This is a genomic window from Streptomyces sp. LBL (genome assembly GCF_029893585.1).
Classification (GTDB): Bacteria; Actinomycetota; Actinomycetes; order Streptomycetales; family Streptomycetaceae; genus Streptomyces.
In genome coordinates this window covers 296513-313168 of sequence record NZ_JARXYX010000002.1, presented here as the reverse complement: position 1 = coordinate 313168, position 16656 = coordinate 296513, and the positions used below count along the sequence as shown (strand labels likewise).

The 16656-nt window shown below is 70.4% G+C and carries 18 protein-coding genes; 7 read left to right on the top strand and 11 right to left on the bottom strand.

The features are described from left to right. Nucleotides 1-32: 32 nt before the first annotated feature. Nucleotides 33-1379, bottom strand: a complete 1347-nt coding sequence (locus M2271_RS03765; RefSeq protein ID WP_280885614.1) for an FAD-dependent oxidoreductase — start codon at nt 1377-1379, stop codon at nt 33-35. Nucleotides 1380-1609: 230 nt separating this feature from the next. On the opposite strand from M2271_RS03765, the gene M2271_RS03760 reads away from it, so the two are divergent. After that, on the top strand, nt 1610-2068 hold the full coding sequence (locus M2271_RS03760) for a DUF6214 family protein (protein WP_280885613.1): 459 nt from the start codon (nt 1610-1612) through the stop codon (nt 2066-2068). A 248-nt stretch (nt 2069-2316) separates the two neighbouring features. On the opposite strand, the gene M2271_RS03755 is transcribed toward M2271_RS03760, so the two are convergent. Continuing rightward, nucleotides 2317-2973 (bottom strand): DUF305 domain-containing protein, encoded by a 657-nt coding sequence (locus tag M2271_RS03755; RefSeq protein WP_280885612.1) that lies wholly within the window; start codon nt 2971-2973, stop codon nt 2317-2319. Nucleotides 2974-3162: 189 nt separating this feature from the next. Here M2271_RS03755 and M2271_RS03750 point away from each other — a divergent pair, with 189 nt between their 5' ends. Continuing rightward, entirely contained in the window at nt 3163-4665 is a 1503-nt protein-coding gene (locus M2271_RS03750) for a hypothetical protein (protein WP_280885611.1), read from the top strand. Here the strand turns inward: M2271_RS03750 and M2271_RS03745 are convergent. The 6 genes from M2271_RS03745 to M2271_RS03720 form a co-directional block, all read right to left on the bottom strand. Continuing rightward, entirely contained in the window at nt 4653-5342 is a 690-nt protein-coding gene (locus tag M2271_RS03745; RefSeq protein WP_280885610.1) for a helix-turn-helix domain-containing protein, read from the bottom strand. The two genes, M2271_RS03750 and M2271_RS03745, sit on opposite strands and share 13 nt — an antisense overlap. A gap of 253 nt (nt 5343-5595) precedes the next feature. Further along, the gene (locus M2271_RS03740) at nt 5596-6288 is read right to left on the bottom strand and encodes an HAD-IA family hydrolase (RefSeq protein WP_280885609.1); all 693 of its coding nucleotides are present in this window, start codon (nt 6286-6288) and stop codon (nt 5596-5598) included. A gap of 21 nt (nt 6289-6309) precedes the next feature. Further along, nucleotides 6310-6981: a phosphatase PAP2 family protein gene (locus M2271_RS03735; RefSeq protein ID WP_280885608.1), complete on the bottom strand. Its 672-nt coding sequence runs from the start codon at nt 6979-6981 to the stop codon at nt 6310-6312. Between the two features lie 194 nt (nt 6982-7175). Beyond that, the gene (locus M2271_RS03730; RefSeq protein WP_280885607.1) at nt 7176-8111 is read right to left on the bottom strand and encodes a M56 family metallopeptidase; all 936 of its coding nucleotides are present in this window, start codon (nt 8109-8111) and stop codon (nt 7176-7178) included. 98 nt (nt 8112-8209) lie between these two features. Continuing rightward, a complete protein-coding gene (locus M2271_RS03725) occupies nt 8210-8821 on the bottom strand; it encodes a DUF5134 domain-containing protein (RefSeq protein WP_280885606.1) in 612 nt (203 codons plus the stop codon). A 219-nt stretch (nt 8822-9040) separates the two neighbouring features. Continuing rightward, the gene (locus tag M2271_RS03720; RefSeq protein ID WP_280885605.1) at nt 9041-9433 is read right to left on the bottom strand and encodes a VOC family protein; all 393 of its coding nucleotides are present in this window, start codon (nt 9431-9433) and stop codon (nt 9041-9043) included. An 87-nt stretch (nt 9434-9520) separates the two neighbouring features. Here M2271_RS03720 and M2271_RS03715 point away from each other — a divergent pair, with 87 nt between their 5' ends. Further along, nucleotides 9521-10060, top strand: a complete 540-nt coding sequence (locus tag M2271_RS03715) for a GNAT family N-acetyltransferase (protein WP_280885604.1) — start codon at nt 9521-9523, stop codon at nt 10058-10060. A 69-nt stretch (nt 10061-10129) separates the two neighbouring features. On the opposite strand, the gene M2271_RS03710 is transcribed toward M2271_RS03715, so the two are convergent. Then, nucleotides 10130-10813, bottom strand: coding sequence for a glycerophosphodiester phosphodiesterase family protein (locus M2271_RS03710; protein ID WP_280885603.1), 684 nt, complete (start codon nt 10811-10813; stop codon nt 10130-10132). A 281-nt stretch (nt 10814-11094) separates the two neighbouring features. On the opposite strand from M2271_RS03710, the gene M2271_RS03705 reads away from it, so the two are divergent. From M2271_RS03705 to M2271_RS03690, 4 genes are all read left to right on the top strand, one after another. Next, nucleotides 11095-12492 carry a DUF6421 family protein gene (locus M2271_RS03705; protein ID WP_280885602.1) on the top strand — a complete coding sequence of 466 codons (1398 nt, stop codon included), beginning with the start codon at nt 11095-11097 and terminating at the stop codon, nt 12490-12492. 41 nt (nt 12493-12533) lie between these two features. Further along, complete coding sequence (locus M2271_RS03700; RefSeq protein ID WP_280885601.1) at nt 12534-13280, top strand: SDR family oxidoreductase; 747 nt, start codon at nt 12534-12536, stop codon at nt 13278-13280. Then, on the top strand, nt 13277-14356 hold the full coding sequence (locus M2271_RS03695) for a low specificity L-threonine aldolase (RefSeq protein WP_280885714.1): 1080 nt from the start codon (nt 13277-13279) through the stop codon (nt 14354-14356). Before M2271_RS03700 ends, M2271_RS03695 begins: the two co-directional genes overlap by 4 nt. A gap of 237 nt (nt 14357-14593) precedes the next feature. Further along, on the top strand, nt 14594-15289 hold the full coding sequence (locus tag M2271_RS03690; RefSeq protein ID WP_280885600.1) for a phenylalanine--tRNA ligase beta subunit-related protein: 696 nt from the start codon (nt 14594-14596) through the stop codon (nt 15287-15289). Nucleotides 15290-15313: 24 nt separating this feature from the next. Here M2271_RS03690 and M2271_RS03685 read toward each other — a convergent pair whose 3' ends face one another. Together M2271_RS03685 and M2271_RS03680 are read right to left on the bottom strand one after the other, a co-directional pair. Then, nucleotides 15314-16042, bottom strand: a complete 729-nt coding sequence (locus tag M2271_RS03685; protein WP_280885599.1) for a lysophospholipid acyltransferase family protein — start codon at nt 16040-16042, stop codon at nt 15314-15316. 186 nt (nt 16043-16228) lie between these two features. Beyond that, nucleotides 16229-16645: a DUF4395 domain-containing protein gene (locus tag M2271_RS03680; protein WP_280885598.1), complete on the bottom strand. Its 417-nt coding sequence runs from the start codon at nt 16643-16645 to the stop codon at nt 16229-16231. Nucleotides 16646-16656 lie beyond the last annotated feature (11 nt).

The following is a 16656-nucleotide window of genomic DNA, read 5'->3' as shown; positions in this document are numbered from 1 at the left end:
AGGAATTTCCCGGCTTCAGCCGGGAGAGCACTTCAAGGGGTCATGGACCGCGCCGCTGTCAGCAGCGATTCCCAGTCCGGCAGCTTGACCACGCTCCGCCCCAGCGAGGCCCCGAGCTCCGCCTCGGCCCGCTCGATCGCCTGCCACCCCGCCCACTCGACCGGTCGGACCCCGTCGGCCCGCAGTGCCACGAGCGGATCCTCGGGGAGCTCTTCGTGTACGAGTACGGGGGCGTCCTCGAGCAGCGAGGTGACCGTCTCCTTGGAGCACGGCCGGTTGGTGCCGATGACACCCGTCGGGCCGCGCTTGATCCAGCCGGCCACGTACTCGCCGGGCGCGACCGCGCCCTCCCGCAGGACCCGGCCGGCCAGATGAGGCACCGTGCCACTCGCCGGGTCGAACGGCAGCCCCTCCAGCGGAACTCCGCGATAGCCCACCGAGCGCAGCACCAACTGCGCCTCGATCTCCTCGAACCGTCCCGTGCCCCTCACCCCGCCCCGCCCGTCCGGAACCGTCCGCTCGAAGCGCACCGCGCCCACGCGCCCTCCCACGGCGAGGAGTCCGACGGGCCGCAGGAAGAACCGCAGCCGGATCCGGCGGAGCGCTGCTTCCTGGGCCGGGGCTTTCGCCCAGCCGCGCAGCACCTCCACGTTGCGGCGCTGTGCGGCGGGCAGTGCGGAGGGGTCGTCGTAGGCCGGGTCCAAAGCCAACTCCCGCGGATCGACCTCCACTTCGGTGCCCGGCAGGGCGCCCAGCTCACGCAGTTCCTTGGTCGTGAAACGGGCCTGGGAGGGTCCGCGCCGGCCCACCATGTGGATCTCGGTCACCTGGCTCGCCGCCAGCGCGGTCAGGGCCCTGTGGGGCATGTCGGTCGGGTTCAGCTCCGCCGGACTCCGGGCCAGCATCCGGGTGACGTCCACGGCGACGTTGCCCACGCCGATGACCACCGCGGAGCGGGCTCCGGCGACGAAACCCTCGGCCGCGGAGTCGGGGTGCGCGCTGTACCAGGACACGAACTCCGTCGCGGACCAGCTCCCCGGCAGGTCCTCCCCTGGAATCCCGAGGTGCCGGTCGGTGGCGGCGCCCACGCAGTACACGACCGCGTGGTACAGCTCCCGCAGCCGCGCGGCCGGCACCCCGCCGGGGCCGATCTGGACGCCCCCCAGGAACCGCACACGCTCGTGCTCCAGGACCGTACGCAGATTGTTCTGCAGCGACTTGATCTTCTCGTGGTCCGGTGCCACGCCGTACCGCACCAGGCCGTAGGGACACGGCAGCCGGTCCAGGACGTCGACGAGCACCTCGGGATCCTGCTGGACCAGGCCCTGGGCGGTGTAGCACCCGCTCGGCCCGGAACCCACGACGGCGACACGGAGCACGGCCGGACTCCTCATCTGGGGGATCCGATGAAGATCTGGGGGATCCGATGGATCCGCAGGAGATCGCTGACGCTTCCAGGATGGCACCGTCGCCGCTCCGCTGTCAGGGTGCCGTGCGCGGTGGCGGTACGCGTGTCCATTCGTATGGATTGTGATCATGCGGTTACGTTGCGTGTGTGCTGGAAGCATCCTTTCTTAATCTTTCTGATCGTTGTCCGACGGGCGGCACCGTGTCCGTGCGGCCCGCGTGGGAAGTGCGGGAAGACGGGGGCGCCACCTCGTGGTTCGACGTCCGGTTGGACTTCGCCGACGGTGCCCGGGTCGACGCGCTCGCCGTGGTGTCCGGCGCGGGCATCTCGGTCGAGGACGTCCGGGCCCGGCCGGCGCTCTCGCTCGACGACCTGGCCGACCTCGCCGACTGGATCGAGGGGCCCCTGTTCGAGGCCTGCGGCGGTGGGCCCGCGTCCGGCTGCGAGACGTCCGGGTCGCGCCGGGCCCGTCCCGCGTGGCCGTGGGGGATCGAGGGACGGTGGCTCGTCGCGCAGGAGTACCGCGCGGCCCAGGAGGAGGGCGCCGATCCCGTCGTCGCGGTGATGTGCGCGACCGGACACGGCCGCCGCAAGTCCCTCAGGCTGATCGCGCAGGCACGGGACGCGGGCTTCCTGACGCCACGCCACGCACGGCGCTGACCGCGGCTGTTGCACACCTGGCGGGCCACCGCGGGCGGAGAGCCGTTGCGGTGTGGCGGGGTCACTTCGGGTCGGCGAATCGCCACGGTTCAGTAGTGGATCACTGCGGACCGTTCGGCGGTTCGCTGCGGTTCGCTGCGGTTCAGGGGATCACTGCGGACCGTTCCGTTCGGCGGGTCCCAGCGGTTCAGCGGTCACCGCGATTCGGCGGGCCGTCGTGGTGTGGCGGGCCGCTGTGATGTGACCGGTCACCGCATGGTTCGCATCCGCGTGATCTCGCTCGTCTGCTGAGCGATCACATCGTCGGCCATCTCCTCGATCCGCACGTTGTTGCCCTGGCCCTTGACGTCCGTGGCCATCGCGATCGCCCCCTCGTGGTGAGTGATCATCAGAGTGAGGAAGAGCTGGTCGAAAGCCGTGCCCCGGGCCGCGCGCAGCGTTTTCAGCTGCGCTTCGGTCGCCATGCCGGGCATCGTGCTGTGGGCGTGGCTCTCGCTCTTCTCGTCCTCGCCGTACTCCTTCAGCCAGCCCTGCATGCTACTGATCTCCGGGCCCTGTGCGGCCGCGATCCGCTCGGCGAGTGCCTTGACCTTCACGGACCGGGCGCGGTCCGGGGCGAGTTCGGTCATCTCCAGTGCCTGGGTGTGGTGCGCGATCATCATGCGGGCGTAGCCGACGTCCGCCGTGTTGGGCGTGTCGTCGTCGACGCGCTGCGCCTGCGCGTCCTCGGCGGACATCGTCCGGTTCGCCTCACCGGGCTTGCCGGGCACCAGTACCGAAGAGCCGGTCGCGGCGGCGGGCTCGGGGTCGTCCGGGCCGGAGTCACAGGCCCCGAGCCCGAGCGCGGCCAGGGCGGTCAGCGCGGCCGTGGCGAGGGGGGCGCGCAACGCGCGGCGGAAGGGCACAGCGACCTCCTGGGCAGGCGGGATGAGGGGCACCTCGTGAGTGCTGACGACCGTCCTAGCACGCTTCCGCGCATGAATGATCGAAAACCTTCATTACAGCTTCGTTGCCTACTGTTGATATGGGCATGATGAAGACCATACTTCGGAGTGCGTTAACCGTTCACAACGAACGGCGCCAGGGAGGAAGCAGTGATCCTGTTGAACAACCCCCGAACCCGGCACAGACGTCTGGGAGTTGTGGCGGCGGCGGCCGGCCTGCTGGCCGCCCTGCTGACGGCTGTTCCGGCGGCCGCGACCCCCGACCCCGGGGACGCGCCGGCCGCGGGCAAGGAGGTGTCCAAGAGCGTCGAGGCCAAGGTCCGGGCGGCGATCGCGAAGGACGAGATACCGGCCCCGGACGAGGTCGTCCACTCCGCCAACGTCGAGCACCTTGTGAACATCCCCAAGGACCAGCTGCCCGGCACCAATTCGGACCTCGCCTTCCAGGGCAAGTACGCCTTCGCCGGCAACTACGACGGCTTCCGCATCTTCGACATCAGCAACCCGAAGGCGCCCAGGACCGTGGCCCAGGTCCTGTGTCCGGGATCGCAGAACGACATCACCGTCTCCGGGAACCTGCTGTTCCTGTCCACGGACTCCTCGCGCAGCGACAGCAGTTGCAACAGCACCACGCAGCCCGCGACCGAGAAGTCGTCGTGGGAGGGCATGAAGGTCTTCGACATCAGCGACAAGACCAACCCGAAGTACGTCGCCGCCGTCGAGACCGCCTGCGGCTCGCACACCCACACGCTGGTGCCCGAGCGCCAGAACGTCTACCTCTACGTCTCCTCGTACTCGCCGAGCGCCACGTACCCCGACTGCCAGCCGCCGCACGACGGTATCTCGGTCATCAAGGTGCCGCGCAGCGCCCCCGAGAAGGCGGCGGTCGTGGACTTCCCGGTGCTCTTCCCCGGCGAGGGCCCGGACGGCGGCGGCAACCCCGGTTCGCCCACCAACCCGGGAGTCTCCAAGACCACCGGCTGCCACGACATCACCGTGCTGCCCTCGAAGGACCTGGCGGCGGGCGCCTGCATGGGTGACGGCATCCTGTTCTCCATCAAGGACCCGGAGCATCCGAAGGTCATCGACCGGGTGCAGGACAACGTGAACTTCGCGTTCTGGCACTCGGCGACCTTCAACCAGAGGGCCGACAAGGTCGTATTCACCGACGAGTTGGGCGGCGGTGGCGCCGCCACCTGCAACGCGGCCATCGGCCCGAACCGCGGCGCCGACGGCATCTACGACATCGTCGGCCGGGGCGACCACCGCAAGCTGGTCTTCCGCAGTTACTACAAGATCCCCCGTCACCAGGCGGACACCGAGAACTGCGTGGCCCACAACGGCTCGCTGATTCCGGTCAAGGGCAAGGACCTCATGGTCCAGGCGTGGTATCAGGGCGGCGTCTCCGTCTGGGACTTCACCAACTCCTCTGAGCCCAAGGAGATCGCGTACTTCGAGCGTGGCCCGCTGACCACTGACGCGCTCACGGTGGGCGGCTCCTGGTCGGCGTACTACTACAACGGCTACATCTACTCGAACGACATCGCCAAGGGCTTCGACGTGCTGAAGCTCAGCGACCGGCGCACCGACCCGGCGAAGCGGGTCCGACTGGGCGAGCTCAACGTCCAGACGCAGCCGGACTACTTCGACTGACCGTCCCGGCCGTGCTCCGGCGCGGCCCCGGTCGCGAAGAATCTCGACAGATCCTTGTCGCCGGCCCCGCCGGACGCCGCCTCGGTGTCCGGCGGGACCCCCTGCTCCCAGTCGATCCGGTAGCGCTCGAACAACTCGGCCCGCAGCACCGGCACGGGCATCGGCACGCCGGGCACGAGCGCCGCGTAGACGGCCCCCATGAGCAACGCGCGCAGCATCGGGTAGTCGGCGTCGACGTCCTGCGAGCCGGTGCGCTCCACGGTGTCGCGCAGCAGCTCGGCCAGGCGCCGCTGCTCCGGGCACGGCACGAAGCCCTCCGCCTGCAGCAGCCCGGCCATGTGCTGGCGCATCAGCACGGGCCGGTCCCGCGCCAGGCCCAGGATCGCGTCGATGGCCCGCGCCATCCGCTCCCGGCCGTCCTCGGTGCGCGGCTCACGCTCCAGCGCCTCTTCCAGCGTGCGGTGCATCAGCCGGTGGACGGCGGACTGGACCAGCGTGCGTTTGCCGGGGAAGTAGTAGGACACCAGGCCGCGCGCCGAGCCGGCCCGGTCCGCGATGTCGCCGAGCGTCGTCGCCTCGAATCCGCGCTCGCTCACCAGCTCGACCGCCGACTGCAGGAGCCGCTCCCGGGAACGCCGGCGCAACTCTTCGTTGACCGAGGCGCTGCGCGGGGACATGCTGAAACTCCTGTGTTGACTGGCTGCCAGCCAACTATACTCAGGACGTCCGGACCGGCCCTCACAAAGGCCTGGTCGGGGCTGCCGTCTGCCTCGGGCGACGCGGGGGATCGTCCGAGGCGGGCGCGCTTTTTTCAAGTGGTGGCCTGGGGCTACTTTTTCCGTCGGTCTTCTCCGGTCTTCTCCGGTCATCTTCAGTCACCGTCGGCTTCTGTCGGCTTTCCTTCGCGGGTTTTCTCCTCGGACGCCGCGCTCAGCCGACCAGATCCAGCACCGGACGAAGCCCGTCCGGCCGCTGTGCCACCGGCAGGTGGTCCACGAAATGCACCCCGCAGCCCAGCGCCGCCGCACCGCCGTCCGCGCGCCGGTCGTCGCCGACCATGAGGACGTCCCGGGGGGCGACGCCGAGCGCCGTGCACGCCGTCTCGAACAGCCGCGGGTCAGGTTTCTGGATGCCGTGTTCGTACGACAGCACGTAGGTGTCGACATAGGCGTCCAGCCCGTGCTCCCGGAACACCGGGCGCAGGTCCCAGCCGATGTTGCTGACCACGCCCACCCCGATCCCGCGCTCGCGCAGCGTGCGCAGCACCTCGACGGCGTCGGGGTACGGGGTCCAGGCGGCCGGGGTCATGTGCCGCTCGTACAACGCGTCGTGCAACGCCGGGTCGGGGAGCGGTACTCGGCGGGCGAGGCCGGTGTACGCGGCCCGGTGCAGTTCGGCGCTCTTGTCGCGGATCTCCCAGACGGAGCCGAGGTCGCCGGGGACCGGCTGTGCGGCGGGGGCCCCGCCGGGCAGGGCGCCCATGTCCTCGAGGGCCTGCGCGGCACGCAGCAACTCGGGTTCAGGGAGGGAGAGCCCGCTCTGCGCCAGGACGGCCCGCAGCCATGACTCGCTGGACTCGATGCGGAAGAGGGTTCCTGAGAAGTCGAACAACACGGCAGCCATGGCGTGATCCTACGAGGCTGTTCACGGCCGCCACCGCAGCTGGGCCAGCACCGCCAGGGCCACCATCAGGGCGCCTAGGAGCCAGCCGCCGATCACGTCCGTGGTCCAGTGGACGCCCAGCCAGATCCGGGTCAGGCCGACGCCGACGACGGAGACCACGGACACGGCCAGGGCCGTGACCCACAGGGCGCGGGTGGTGCCGTGGCGGTGCAGCAGCCACAGCAGGAGACCGCACACCACCATGACGGTCATGGCGTGGCCCGACGGGAAGGCCGCGTAGTGGGCCGTGTCGACGGGGTCGGACCAGACGGGCCGTGAGCGCCCGACCACGGCCTTCAGGAACTGCTGCAGCAGCGTGCCCAGCGCACAGGTGGCCGTCAGCCACGTGGCCGTCCACCAGTCGGCGCGCCGCCACACCAGCCACACCACGACGGCCGCGACCACGATGCGCATCGTCCACGGGTCCCAGACCCAGTCCGTCAGGACGCGGAAGACCTGGGTGACGCCGCGCTCGTCGACCGCCCAGCGATGGGTGGTGCGGGCGAGGTCGTCGTCGAAGGTGATCAGAGGCGGCCAAGCCGCCGAGACCAGCACCAGGAGCAGCGTGCAGCACAACCCGAGGACACCGGCGGCGCGGGCGGCAGCGCGGTGCGCCGGAGGACGGGGCGGGGAGTCGACGGGCGGGGTGTGCATGCTGCGATCCTCGCCGACCCGTGGGGAGTGAGGCCAATCCCGGGCGGATCCGGGTCGACAGCAGATTGGCTTCGGGGTGACGTCGAGGTGTCGTCGGGAACCTGCGGGGGGCCTGCGGGGGCCTGCGGGGGCCTGATGCGGGGATGCGGGGATGCGGGGATGCGGGGATGCCGGGATCCGGGGATGCCGGGCGATCAGCCCAGCGCCCGCAGCCCCGGTCCGAACGCCACCAGCAGCGGAACGACCGGAACCAGCGCGGCGGCAGCGGTCAGCCGCAGTCGACGGGCCGCCGTGAGCCGGTCCGGGGGAGTGAGCAACCGGTGGACCCGCTTGGGCAGATGGGCGTGCGGGGTCGGGACGGGGCCGAACACGCCGCGGTCCTCGTTGAGTTCGACCAGCGCGAGTGCGGTGGTCAGCCTGCCGAAGCGGCGGGACGCCATGTCGTCGGCGGCGAGTTCGACCAGCCGGTGCATCTCGTGCCGGAACGCGGCGAACACCGGAACCTGCGGAAACCCGCCGGCCAGCGCTGCCGAGCAGTGCAGCAGCCAGTCGTGCCGGGCATGGGTGTGTCCCTCCTCGTGTGCGACCAGGGCGTCCAGCTGCCGCCCCTTCAGGCGCCGCAACGCGGCTGTGGTGACGACGAGGCGCGGTGCCGTACCACCCGGCAGCCACCAGGCGTCGGACCGCTCCCCCTCCAGCACCACGAGCCGACTGCCCGACTCCTCACCTGGCAACAGCGGTGCACGCACGAGGAGTTCGGCACACCGCAGCCGACGCCGGGCCCGCGTGCGGACGACCTCACGCATCAGCATCGCCGCGGTCCACACCCCGCCACAGGCCAGTGCCACCGCGGTCGGCGCGGCCCATGGCCCGGTCGTACCCAGCCCGTAGGCCTCCATCACGGCGTGCGGCGCCGGGGCGAAGACCTGGCCGCGCACCACCTGCCAGGCCAGCGCCGCACTGAGCGTCATCGACAGCGCACAGCACAGCAGGACGGCCGCCACCGCGCACTGCCACACCCACAGGGCGAGGACGGGTTCGCGGTCCGCCCAGTCGGCCCGGGCCAGCAGCCGGGGAGCGACGACGGCGGTCAGGGCACCGAGCAGCAACAGTGCCGCGGGGAGCATCATGAGGGCAGCTTATGAGCGCCGCCCCGCTCAGGGATACGGACCGCGGGGGCGAAGTGACGCAGGCAACGGTCGCGTACGGCGTTCCCCGGCGTCCCGCCTCACAGCGTCAGCAGCATCGTCACCATCGCGATCCCCATCGCCAGCCGGCACGCCCGCGCCAGCTCCGGCCGGTCCCTCCACCCCACGGCTCCGCCCACGGCCCCGCCCATGTCCCCGCCCACGGCCCCGCCCGTGTCCCCGCCCGTGGTGGCGGCCGGTATCAGCCGTGCGCCGGACAACAGCACATATCCCGCGAAGTAGAGCAGCAGCGCCCCGGTCACCAGCGGAACCCCGGAGCCGCCGTGCCCGCCGTGTTGCCCGCCATGCTGTCCGGCGTGCTGTCCCGGGGAGGCGGCCATGACCACCGCCATGTAGACCATGGCCGAGGTACCCACAAGGTGGTGCAGGTGATGGGCGCTCGCTCTGGCCGCCCACAGGGCGTGCAGCGCCGCCACGCCGAACACGACGACACCGGCTGGCCAGACCCACGACGGCGCGCTGAACACCGCCGCCGGTACGGCCATCGCGGCCATGCCGAAACCCATCAGCGCCTCGCCGCCCGCGGCCCGACGCTGCTCCTCCACGCCACTGCGCATGCGCAGCAGGCAGTACGCCCCGGTCGCCGCACACAACGCCACCAATAGCCAGCCGAGCGAAGCCGGTCCGTGCACGCCCACCTCCCCGCTCGACGGTCGGTCAAGGGATGCCCGACCTGTGTGGCGCGCAAGCGAGCGCAAGGGTGTACACGGGGAGCACTCGACGGAGCACGGCAGGTCAGGACGGTCTGCCAGTGTCCTCGTGCAGACGGGAGGGTGGCCGTTCCGTCTGCAACTGGCCCGCACCGACCGCAGTGGGGAGCACCGGCCCGGCCGAGTGGGAGCCGGGTGAGCTCAGATTCCGGGCCGATAACGGATCGGATGGTCCGCGGGCACCTCCACCAGCACGATCCGCGTACCGTCCGGATCCGCGATCCACATCTCGACCAGTCCCCACGGCTCGCGCACCGGCGGCCGCACGATCTCGACGCCCTTGCCCCGCAGCTCGTCGTGGGCCGCGGCCACGTCCGCCACCTGGAGCCACAGCCGAACGGCCGGCGACGGCGGGACGTCCGACCGCCCCGAGACCTCCAGGAACCCACCGCCGAGGAAGTAGACGGTGCCGCGCTGCGGCCCCTCCCCGAACTCGCGGTAGACGGCGAGCCCCAGCTGCTCGCCGTAGAAGACACGGGACCGTTGCGGATCAGTGGGCCGCAACAGGGTCCGGCCGCTCAGTACATGCACCATGCACCCGGAGCCTAGTGCCGGAGGTACTCTCATCGGTGCCCGCGCCGCGCCGCGCCGGGCCGCGCCGTAGAACCGGAGAACCGAGCCATGGACACCGCCGCAACCGGACTGATCTTCCGTGACGCCACCGACGCCGATGTGGACGCGCTGGTCGCGTTGATCGAGTCGTCGTACCGAGGGGACACCAGCCGCACCGGGTGGACCACCGAGGCGGACATCCTCGAAGGGCAGCGGACCGATCCGGAGGGTGTGCTGGCCGTCATCAAGGCGCCGGACAGCCGGCTGCTCACGGTCGAGCGCGACGGGCAGGTCATCGCCTGCTGCCAGCTGGAACACCGAGGCGATCACGCCTACTTCGGGATGTTCGCGGTCAGCCCCGCGCAGCAGGGCGGCGGCCTCGGCAAGCTGATCATCGCGGAGGCGGAGCGGCAGGCCCGCCGGACCTGGGGCGCCACGGAGATGCGCATGACGGTGATCTCCGTACGCGAGGACCTCATCGCCTGGTACGAGCGCCGCGGTTACCGCCGTACGGGAAAGATGACCCCCTTCCCGTACGGCGACGAGCGTTCCGGCATCCCACTCCGTGACGACCTGCAGTTCGAGCTGCTGGTCAAGGAGCTCGCATAATCGTTCCCCCGGAACCGGTCCGGACCACCGGAGCGGGCGGGACCGGCCGGGACCGGCCGGACCGGGCCGTCACGCCGTGAAGCGGCCCGTCCGTTTGATCTCCGGGTAGTCGGTGGTCGCGCCGTCCAGCCCCAGGGCCCGCACCAGCCGCAGGTGGTCCTGCGTGTTCACCACCCAGCCGATGATCCTCAGGTCCGCCTTGCGGGCGTGCTCCACGACCTCCAGGTTGAGCCGGCGGATGTTGAGGCAGACGGTCCGGGCGCCGGCTTCGACGGCGCGGTCCACGACGTCCGTACCGAAGCGGCTGGCGATCAGCGCCGTGCGCACACCCGGAACCAGGCGGGCGATCTCGGCGATCGCCTCGTCGTGGAACGAGGACACCTCCACGCGCGCGGTCAGGTCCCGCCGCTCCATGACCTCGGCGAGCGCCCGGGCAGCCGCCACGTCCTTGATCTCGGCCTGTAGCGGCAGCCGCACGGCGTCCAGGACCTCCTCGAACACCGGGACCCGCTCGCCGCGCCCGGCGTCCAGGGCGCGCAGCTCCTCGAGGGTCTGCCCGGCGATCGGGCCGGTCCCGTCGGTCGTACGGTCCACGTCGGCGTCGTGCATGACGACGAGGGCCTCGTCCTTGCTCAGATGCAGATCGAGTTCGATGACGTCGAGGCCCGCCTCTTCGGCGGCGAGGAAGGACCGGAGGGTGTTCTCGGGTTCGACCCCCATGACCCCGCGGTGACCGATGGTGAGAAAGTTCAAGGTTCGACTCGCTTCCGTCGACGGCGGCTCGGCTCCCGGCGCGGCCGGGGCGGACGGCTGCGCGGGTGGATCCGAGCCTAACGGCCCCGCCCCGCGATGAACCCGCGCCTGCGCCGCGAGTGGGTGGGGGGAGTGGGAGCAGCTGCCGTCACGCTAACGTGCAGAAGAAAATTCTGTGAAGATGAAGATGCGCAGGATAATTTCCGGGCCCACTACTTGCTGACAGGAACCTCACGTGTATACGGTCTCCTTACGCGAGGTTCTCCCGTGGAGGATGGGTCATGACGGAAATTCTTGTGCAGACGGTTTCGGAGGAGCGGATTCCTCCCGTGGCCAGGGTGGTGGAACACCCGGCCTGGCCCGTGCTCAAGGATGCCGTGGAGCAGATCCGGCCATGGCAGTCCAAGGACGGGTCGATCGACTTCGACGCCGAGGACGCTCCGGATCCGACGGGCGCCGCACGCGCCGTACGACGGGTCGCGCACGCCGTCGAGGAGCTCTCCCCGCTGCTTCCGCACGACGCCGCCTACCACCAGGCCCTCGTCAAGGACCTGCAACGCTGGGCCGACGGCGGCTTCCGGGTGCCGGACTTCCTCGACTCGCTGCTGGCCTTCCAGCCCGCCGCCCACCGCGCCGACGGCCTCCAGCACCTGGTCGTCTTCCCGATGTACACGCAGAACGGCAACCCGGACCGCAACCTCGAAGCGATCGTGCTGCGCATGGTCTGGCCGGACTGGCTGGCCGAACTTGAGCGCACCCGCTACGACAACCCGCTGTTCTGCGGCATCACGTTCGAGGACTTCACGGCCGGCTACGACACCAACGCCGCTGTCCTCTTCCCGGAGACCATCTCCGTGCGCGAGGCCCCCGAGCGGTTCAGCTGGGGCGGCATCTTCTGCGACCGCGAGGCCGCCCGCTTCCGCCGGGTCACCGCGGCCGCCGTCGACATCCTGAGCCTCGACCTGCCCGAGGACGCCGCCGCGATGGTCCACGACCAGAAGCGCTGCGAGGAGGCCTTCGTGCTGTGGGACATGGTCCACGACCGCACCCACAGTCACGGCGACCTGCCCTTCGACCCGTTCATGATCAAGCAGCGCCAGCCGTTCTGGATGTACGGCCTCGAAGAGCTGCGCTGCGACCTCACCGCCTTCAAGGACGCCGTGGAGTTGGCGGCCGACGGCGTCCCGCAGGCCCGTGACGTGCAGTACGCCGTCCTCTTCGACCGCATGTTCCGGTTCCCGGTCACCGGCGAACGTGTACGCAACTACGACAGCCTCGGCGGGCAGCTGCTCTTCGCCTACCTGCACCAGCACGACGTCGTCCGCTGGACCGACAACACACTGCTCATCGACTGGCAGCGCGCTCCGCAGGTCACCAACCAGCTGTGCGCCGACATCGAGAAGCTCTACCGGGACGGCATCGACCGCCCCAAGCTCGTCCACTGGTTCGCCGGATACGAGCTGGTCGCCACCTACCTCGCCCCGCACCCCGGCTCCACATGGGCCAAGGGCCCGGACGCCCTCGACCTGAGCCTGCCGCCGCGGAAACTCGTCGATGACGTGCTTCCGGACGAGTTTCCGTTGAGCATGTTCTATGAGGCTCTCTCCAAGAAGCTGAAGAACGTGATCGCCTCAACCATGGGCATCACGGCGGAGAGCGCCGAGCGGATCGCCGTGTGAGCGACCTGCGTACCGAGAACACTGCTCAGGAGGCGAGGAACATGGGGAACCAGGCTCTCAGCGGTGCGGTGATCGCAGTGGCCGGCGCGGGCGGACCCGCCGGGCGCGCGGCACTGTTCAGGCTCGCCGAGGCGGGGGCGACCGTCGTCGGCGCGGACAACGATCCCGAGCGCCTGGCGGAGGCCGTCGACGCCGCCCGCTACGGCGCCGACGGCGCCGCGGTCACCGGGGAGACGGTCGACCTGCTCGACCTGGACTCGACCCGTGACTGGGCCGTCCGCACCGAGAAGGAGTTCGGCCGGATCGACGGCCTGGTCCACCTCGTTGGCGGCTGGCGCGGCAGCGAGACGTTCGTCAAGACGATCCTGGACGACTGGGACTTCCTGGAGCTCCTGCTCATCCGCACCGTGCAGCACACCTCACTGGCCTTCTTCGAGCCCCTTCAGCGCAGCGCGCGCGGGCGATACGTGCTGATCAGCGCGGCCGGCGCCTCGAACCCCACCGCGGGCAACGTCGCGTACGCAGCTGCCAAAGCCGCCGCCGAGGCCTGGACGCTCGCGCTGGCCGACGCCTTCCGCAAGGCGGGGGGCGCCGACGGGCCGACCTCCGCTGCCGCCATCCTGGTGGTGAAGGCCCTGGTGCACGACGCGATGCGCGCCGACCGCCCCAACGCGAAGTTCGCGGGTTTCACGGACGTCAAGGACCTGGCCGAGGCCATCGTGGGAGTCTGGGAGAAGCCTGCCTCCGAAGTGAACGGAAACCGTCTGTGGCTGACCGAGAAGCCGTGAACCTCCCGAAGACCGCCTTCACCCAGGCTCGGCGCCACCATGACCCGGACGCCCGCGGCTTCGCCAGCGACAACTACGCAGGGGCCCACCCGGAGGTGCTCGGCGCCCTGGCCCTGGCCAACGGCGGGCACCAGGTCGCGTACGGCGAGGACGTCTACACCGAGCACCTCCAGCAGATCGTCCGCAGTCACTTCGGCGCCACGGCTCAGGCGTTCCCGGTCTTCAACGGCACCGGCGCCAACGTCGTCGCACTCCAGGCGGTCACCGACCGCTGGGGCGCGGTGATCTGCGCGGAGAGCGCCCACATCAACGTCGACGAGGGCGGCGCCCCCGAGCGCATGGGCGGCCTGAAGCTGCTCACGGTGCCCACGCCCGACGGGAAGCTCACGCCCGAGCTGATCGACCGGCAGGCGTACGGCTGGGAGGACGAGCACCGTGCGATGCCGCAGGTCGTCTCGATCACCCAGAGCACCGAGCTCGGCACGCTGTACACACCGGACGAGATCCGCGCGATCTGCGAGCACGCCCACGCGCGCGGGATGAAGGTCCACCTGGACGGCTCCCGGATAGCCAACGCGGCGGCCTCGCTGAACGTTCCGATGCGGACGTTCACCAATGTGGTCGGCGTCGACATCCTCTCCCTGGGCGGGACGAAGAACGGCGCGCTCTTCGGCGAGGCGGTCGTGGTCATCAACCAGGACGCCGTCAGCCACATGAAGCACCTCCGCAAGCTGTCCATGCAGCTCGCCTCCAAGATGCGCTTCGTGTCGGTGCAGCTGGAGGCGCTGCTCGCCAAGGATCTGTGGCTGCGCAACGCCCGCCACGCCAACGAGATGGCGCAGCGGCTGGCCGAGGGCGCCCGGGCCGTGCACGGCGTCGAGATCCTCTACCCGGTGCAGGCCAACGGCGTCTTCGCCAAGCTCCCGCACGACGTGAGCGAGCGCCTGCAGAAGCGGTTCCGCTTCTACTTCTGGGACGAGGCGGAGAGCGTCGTGCGCTGGATGTGCGCCTTCGACACGACCGAGGACGACGTGGACGCGTTCGTGGCGGCGCTGAAGGAAGAGATGGCCCGCTAGCAGGTGACGCACAGGGATGTGCGCGGGGACGTGTGCAGGGATGTGCGCGGGGACGTGTGCAGGGATGTGCGCGGGGACGTGTGCAGGTATGCGGTCACGCGAAAAGCCATCGTCCAATGAGATGGACTGCCCAGTCCTGTAGGTTGAACCATAGTCGGCCGTTCTGAGTGCCCTCCGGGCCGCTCGGGACGGCCCGTACCTCTCGAAAACGTTCCCCACCGCACTCCGAGGCTGGCCATGACCCTCTCCCTGACCGTGTCCGACGAGGTGCGCGCCCTCGCGCCGGGCTTCACCCACGTCGCCGTCGAGGCCCACGGCCTCGTCAACGGCCCCAGCACCGAAGGCAGTTCGGCCCTTCTCGACGAAGCGGCCCGCCGTCTCGCCGTACGCCTGGACGGGCGCGCTCCGCAGGACGACCTCCACATGGCGGCCTGGCGTGAGACCTACACGGCGTTCGGCTCGAAGCCGTCGCGCACGCGCAACTCGGCGGAGGCCCTGGCGAAAAGGGCTCTGTCGGAGGCGGGCCTGCCCCGCATCAACCTGCTCGTGGACCTCTACAACGCCCTCAGCGTCGCCCACCTGATCCCGGTCGGGGGCGAGGACCTCGACCACATCCAGGGCGGCATGCGCCTCGTCCGGTCCACCGGCGACGAGGACTTCGTGACGGTCGCCGGCGGCGAGCAGACCGTCGAGCACCCCGACCCCGGCGAGGTGGTCTGGCGTGACGAGGCGGGCGTGACCTGCCGTCGCTGGAACTGGCGCCAGGGCCCGCGCACCCGGCTCACCGAGGCCACCACCTCGGCCGTCTTCCTCCTGGAGGGAATGGCGCCGCTGCCGGTCCCGGAGATCGAGGCGGCCGCCGCGGAACTGGCCGAACTGCTGGAGAAGTTCAGCCCGGGGGCGCGGATCGCCGTCCGGTCCGCGACGTCCTGACCCCTCCGGCCGGGGCGTCGGGGGTCAGTGTGCCTCGGCCGCCCGAACCTCTTCCGGAGTGGGGGCCGTGCCGCCGAGGTGGGCCGGCATCCACCAGGTGTCGTCGGCGTCCTTGGGGCGGACCGGGTAGGCGCGCTGGGCGGCTTCCAGGAGTTCCTGGACGCGTTCGCGCACGTGGCGGGTGATCGCGCCCGCGTACTTGTCTCGGGAGGCCTCCATGGCCTCGCCGACGCGCATGGTGACCGGGATGTGGCTGCGCCTGAAGTTGCGCGGGTGGCCCTTGGTCCACAGCCGTTGGGTGCCCCAGAGTGCCATCGGGACCAGCGGGACGCCCGCCTCCTGGGCCATGCGCGCGGCGCCCGACTTGAAGGTCTTCAGCGTGAAGGAGGAGGAGATCGTGGCCTCCGGGAAGACGCCCACGATCTCGCCGGACCGCAGCGAGTCCAGCGCGTGCGCGTAGGCCGTCTCACCCTGTTTGCGGTCCACCGGAATGTGCTTCATGCCGCGCATCAGCGGACCGGAGACCTTGTGGCGGAAGACGGACTCCTTCGCCATGAACCGAACGAGACGTTTCTGCGGAAGCGCCGCCATCCCGTTGAAGACGAAGTCCAGGTAGCTGATGTGGTTGCTCACCAGCACGGCACCGCCCGAGCGCGGGATGTTCTCCGAACCCCTGCAGTCGATCTTGAGGTCCCACGCCTTGAACAGTGCCTGGGCGAAACCAACGACGGGACGGTAGACGAGCTCTGCCATGGACGGTGGGGGCCCTTCCTTCTCTGCCTGGGGAGGGAACTCCAGGCGGAAGTTACGCTGCCGTAGGTTTGCGGCATCTCGCAGATCGTGCCCCAAGAACGGACGAGGAGCCAGCCCTGGTGCCCGTGCCGGGCGAGATTCTCGTCACGTCGATGCGGTGATCCACCTCGGGGTTTTAAGGCACCTTTACTCCGCGCGTACCGTCGCTCGCCGTACAAGCAGGTACATCTCACATCCCAGGCAGTACCCGAAAGTGGCGTTGAGGAACGCCGCCGCCAGTGCCGCTCCGGTCGCCGCGAGCCCCAGCCAGTCCGGGCCCAGCGTGTAGCCGACGAGACCCAGGCCGGCGAAGAGGAGTCCCACCGCCTGCGCGAACCGGGGCGGCTCCGGCGCCTCGAACTCGGTCGGCGGCCCGAGTCGGGGCCGCACCACGGTGCGGAACAGCCAGCCGTACGGGGAACGGCCCACCCCGCCCGCCGCTCCCAGAGCGAACGCGAGCGTCTGCCAGGCCAGCAGCCACGCGCTGCCGGTGATCAGCCCGACCGCCAGTACAGCGGTCGTCACGGCCGCACCGAAACGCGGCCCCCTTACGTCGATGTCCATGGTGATCAAGC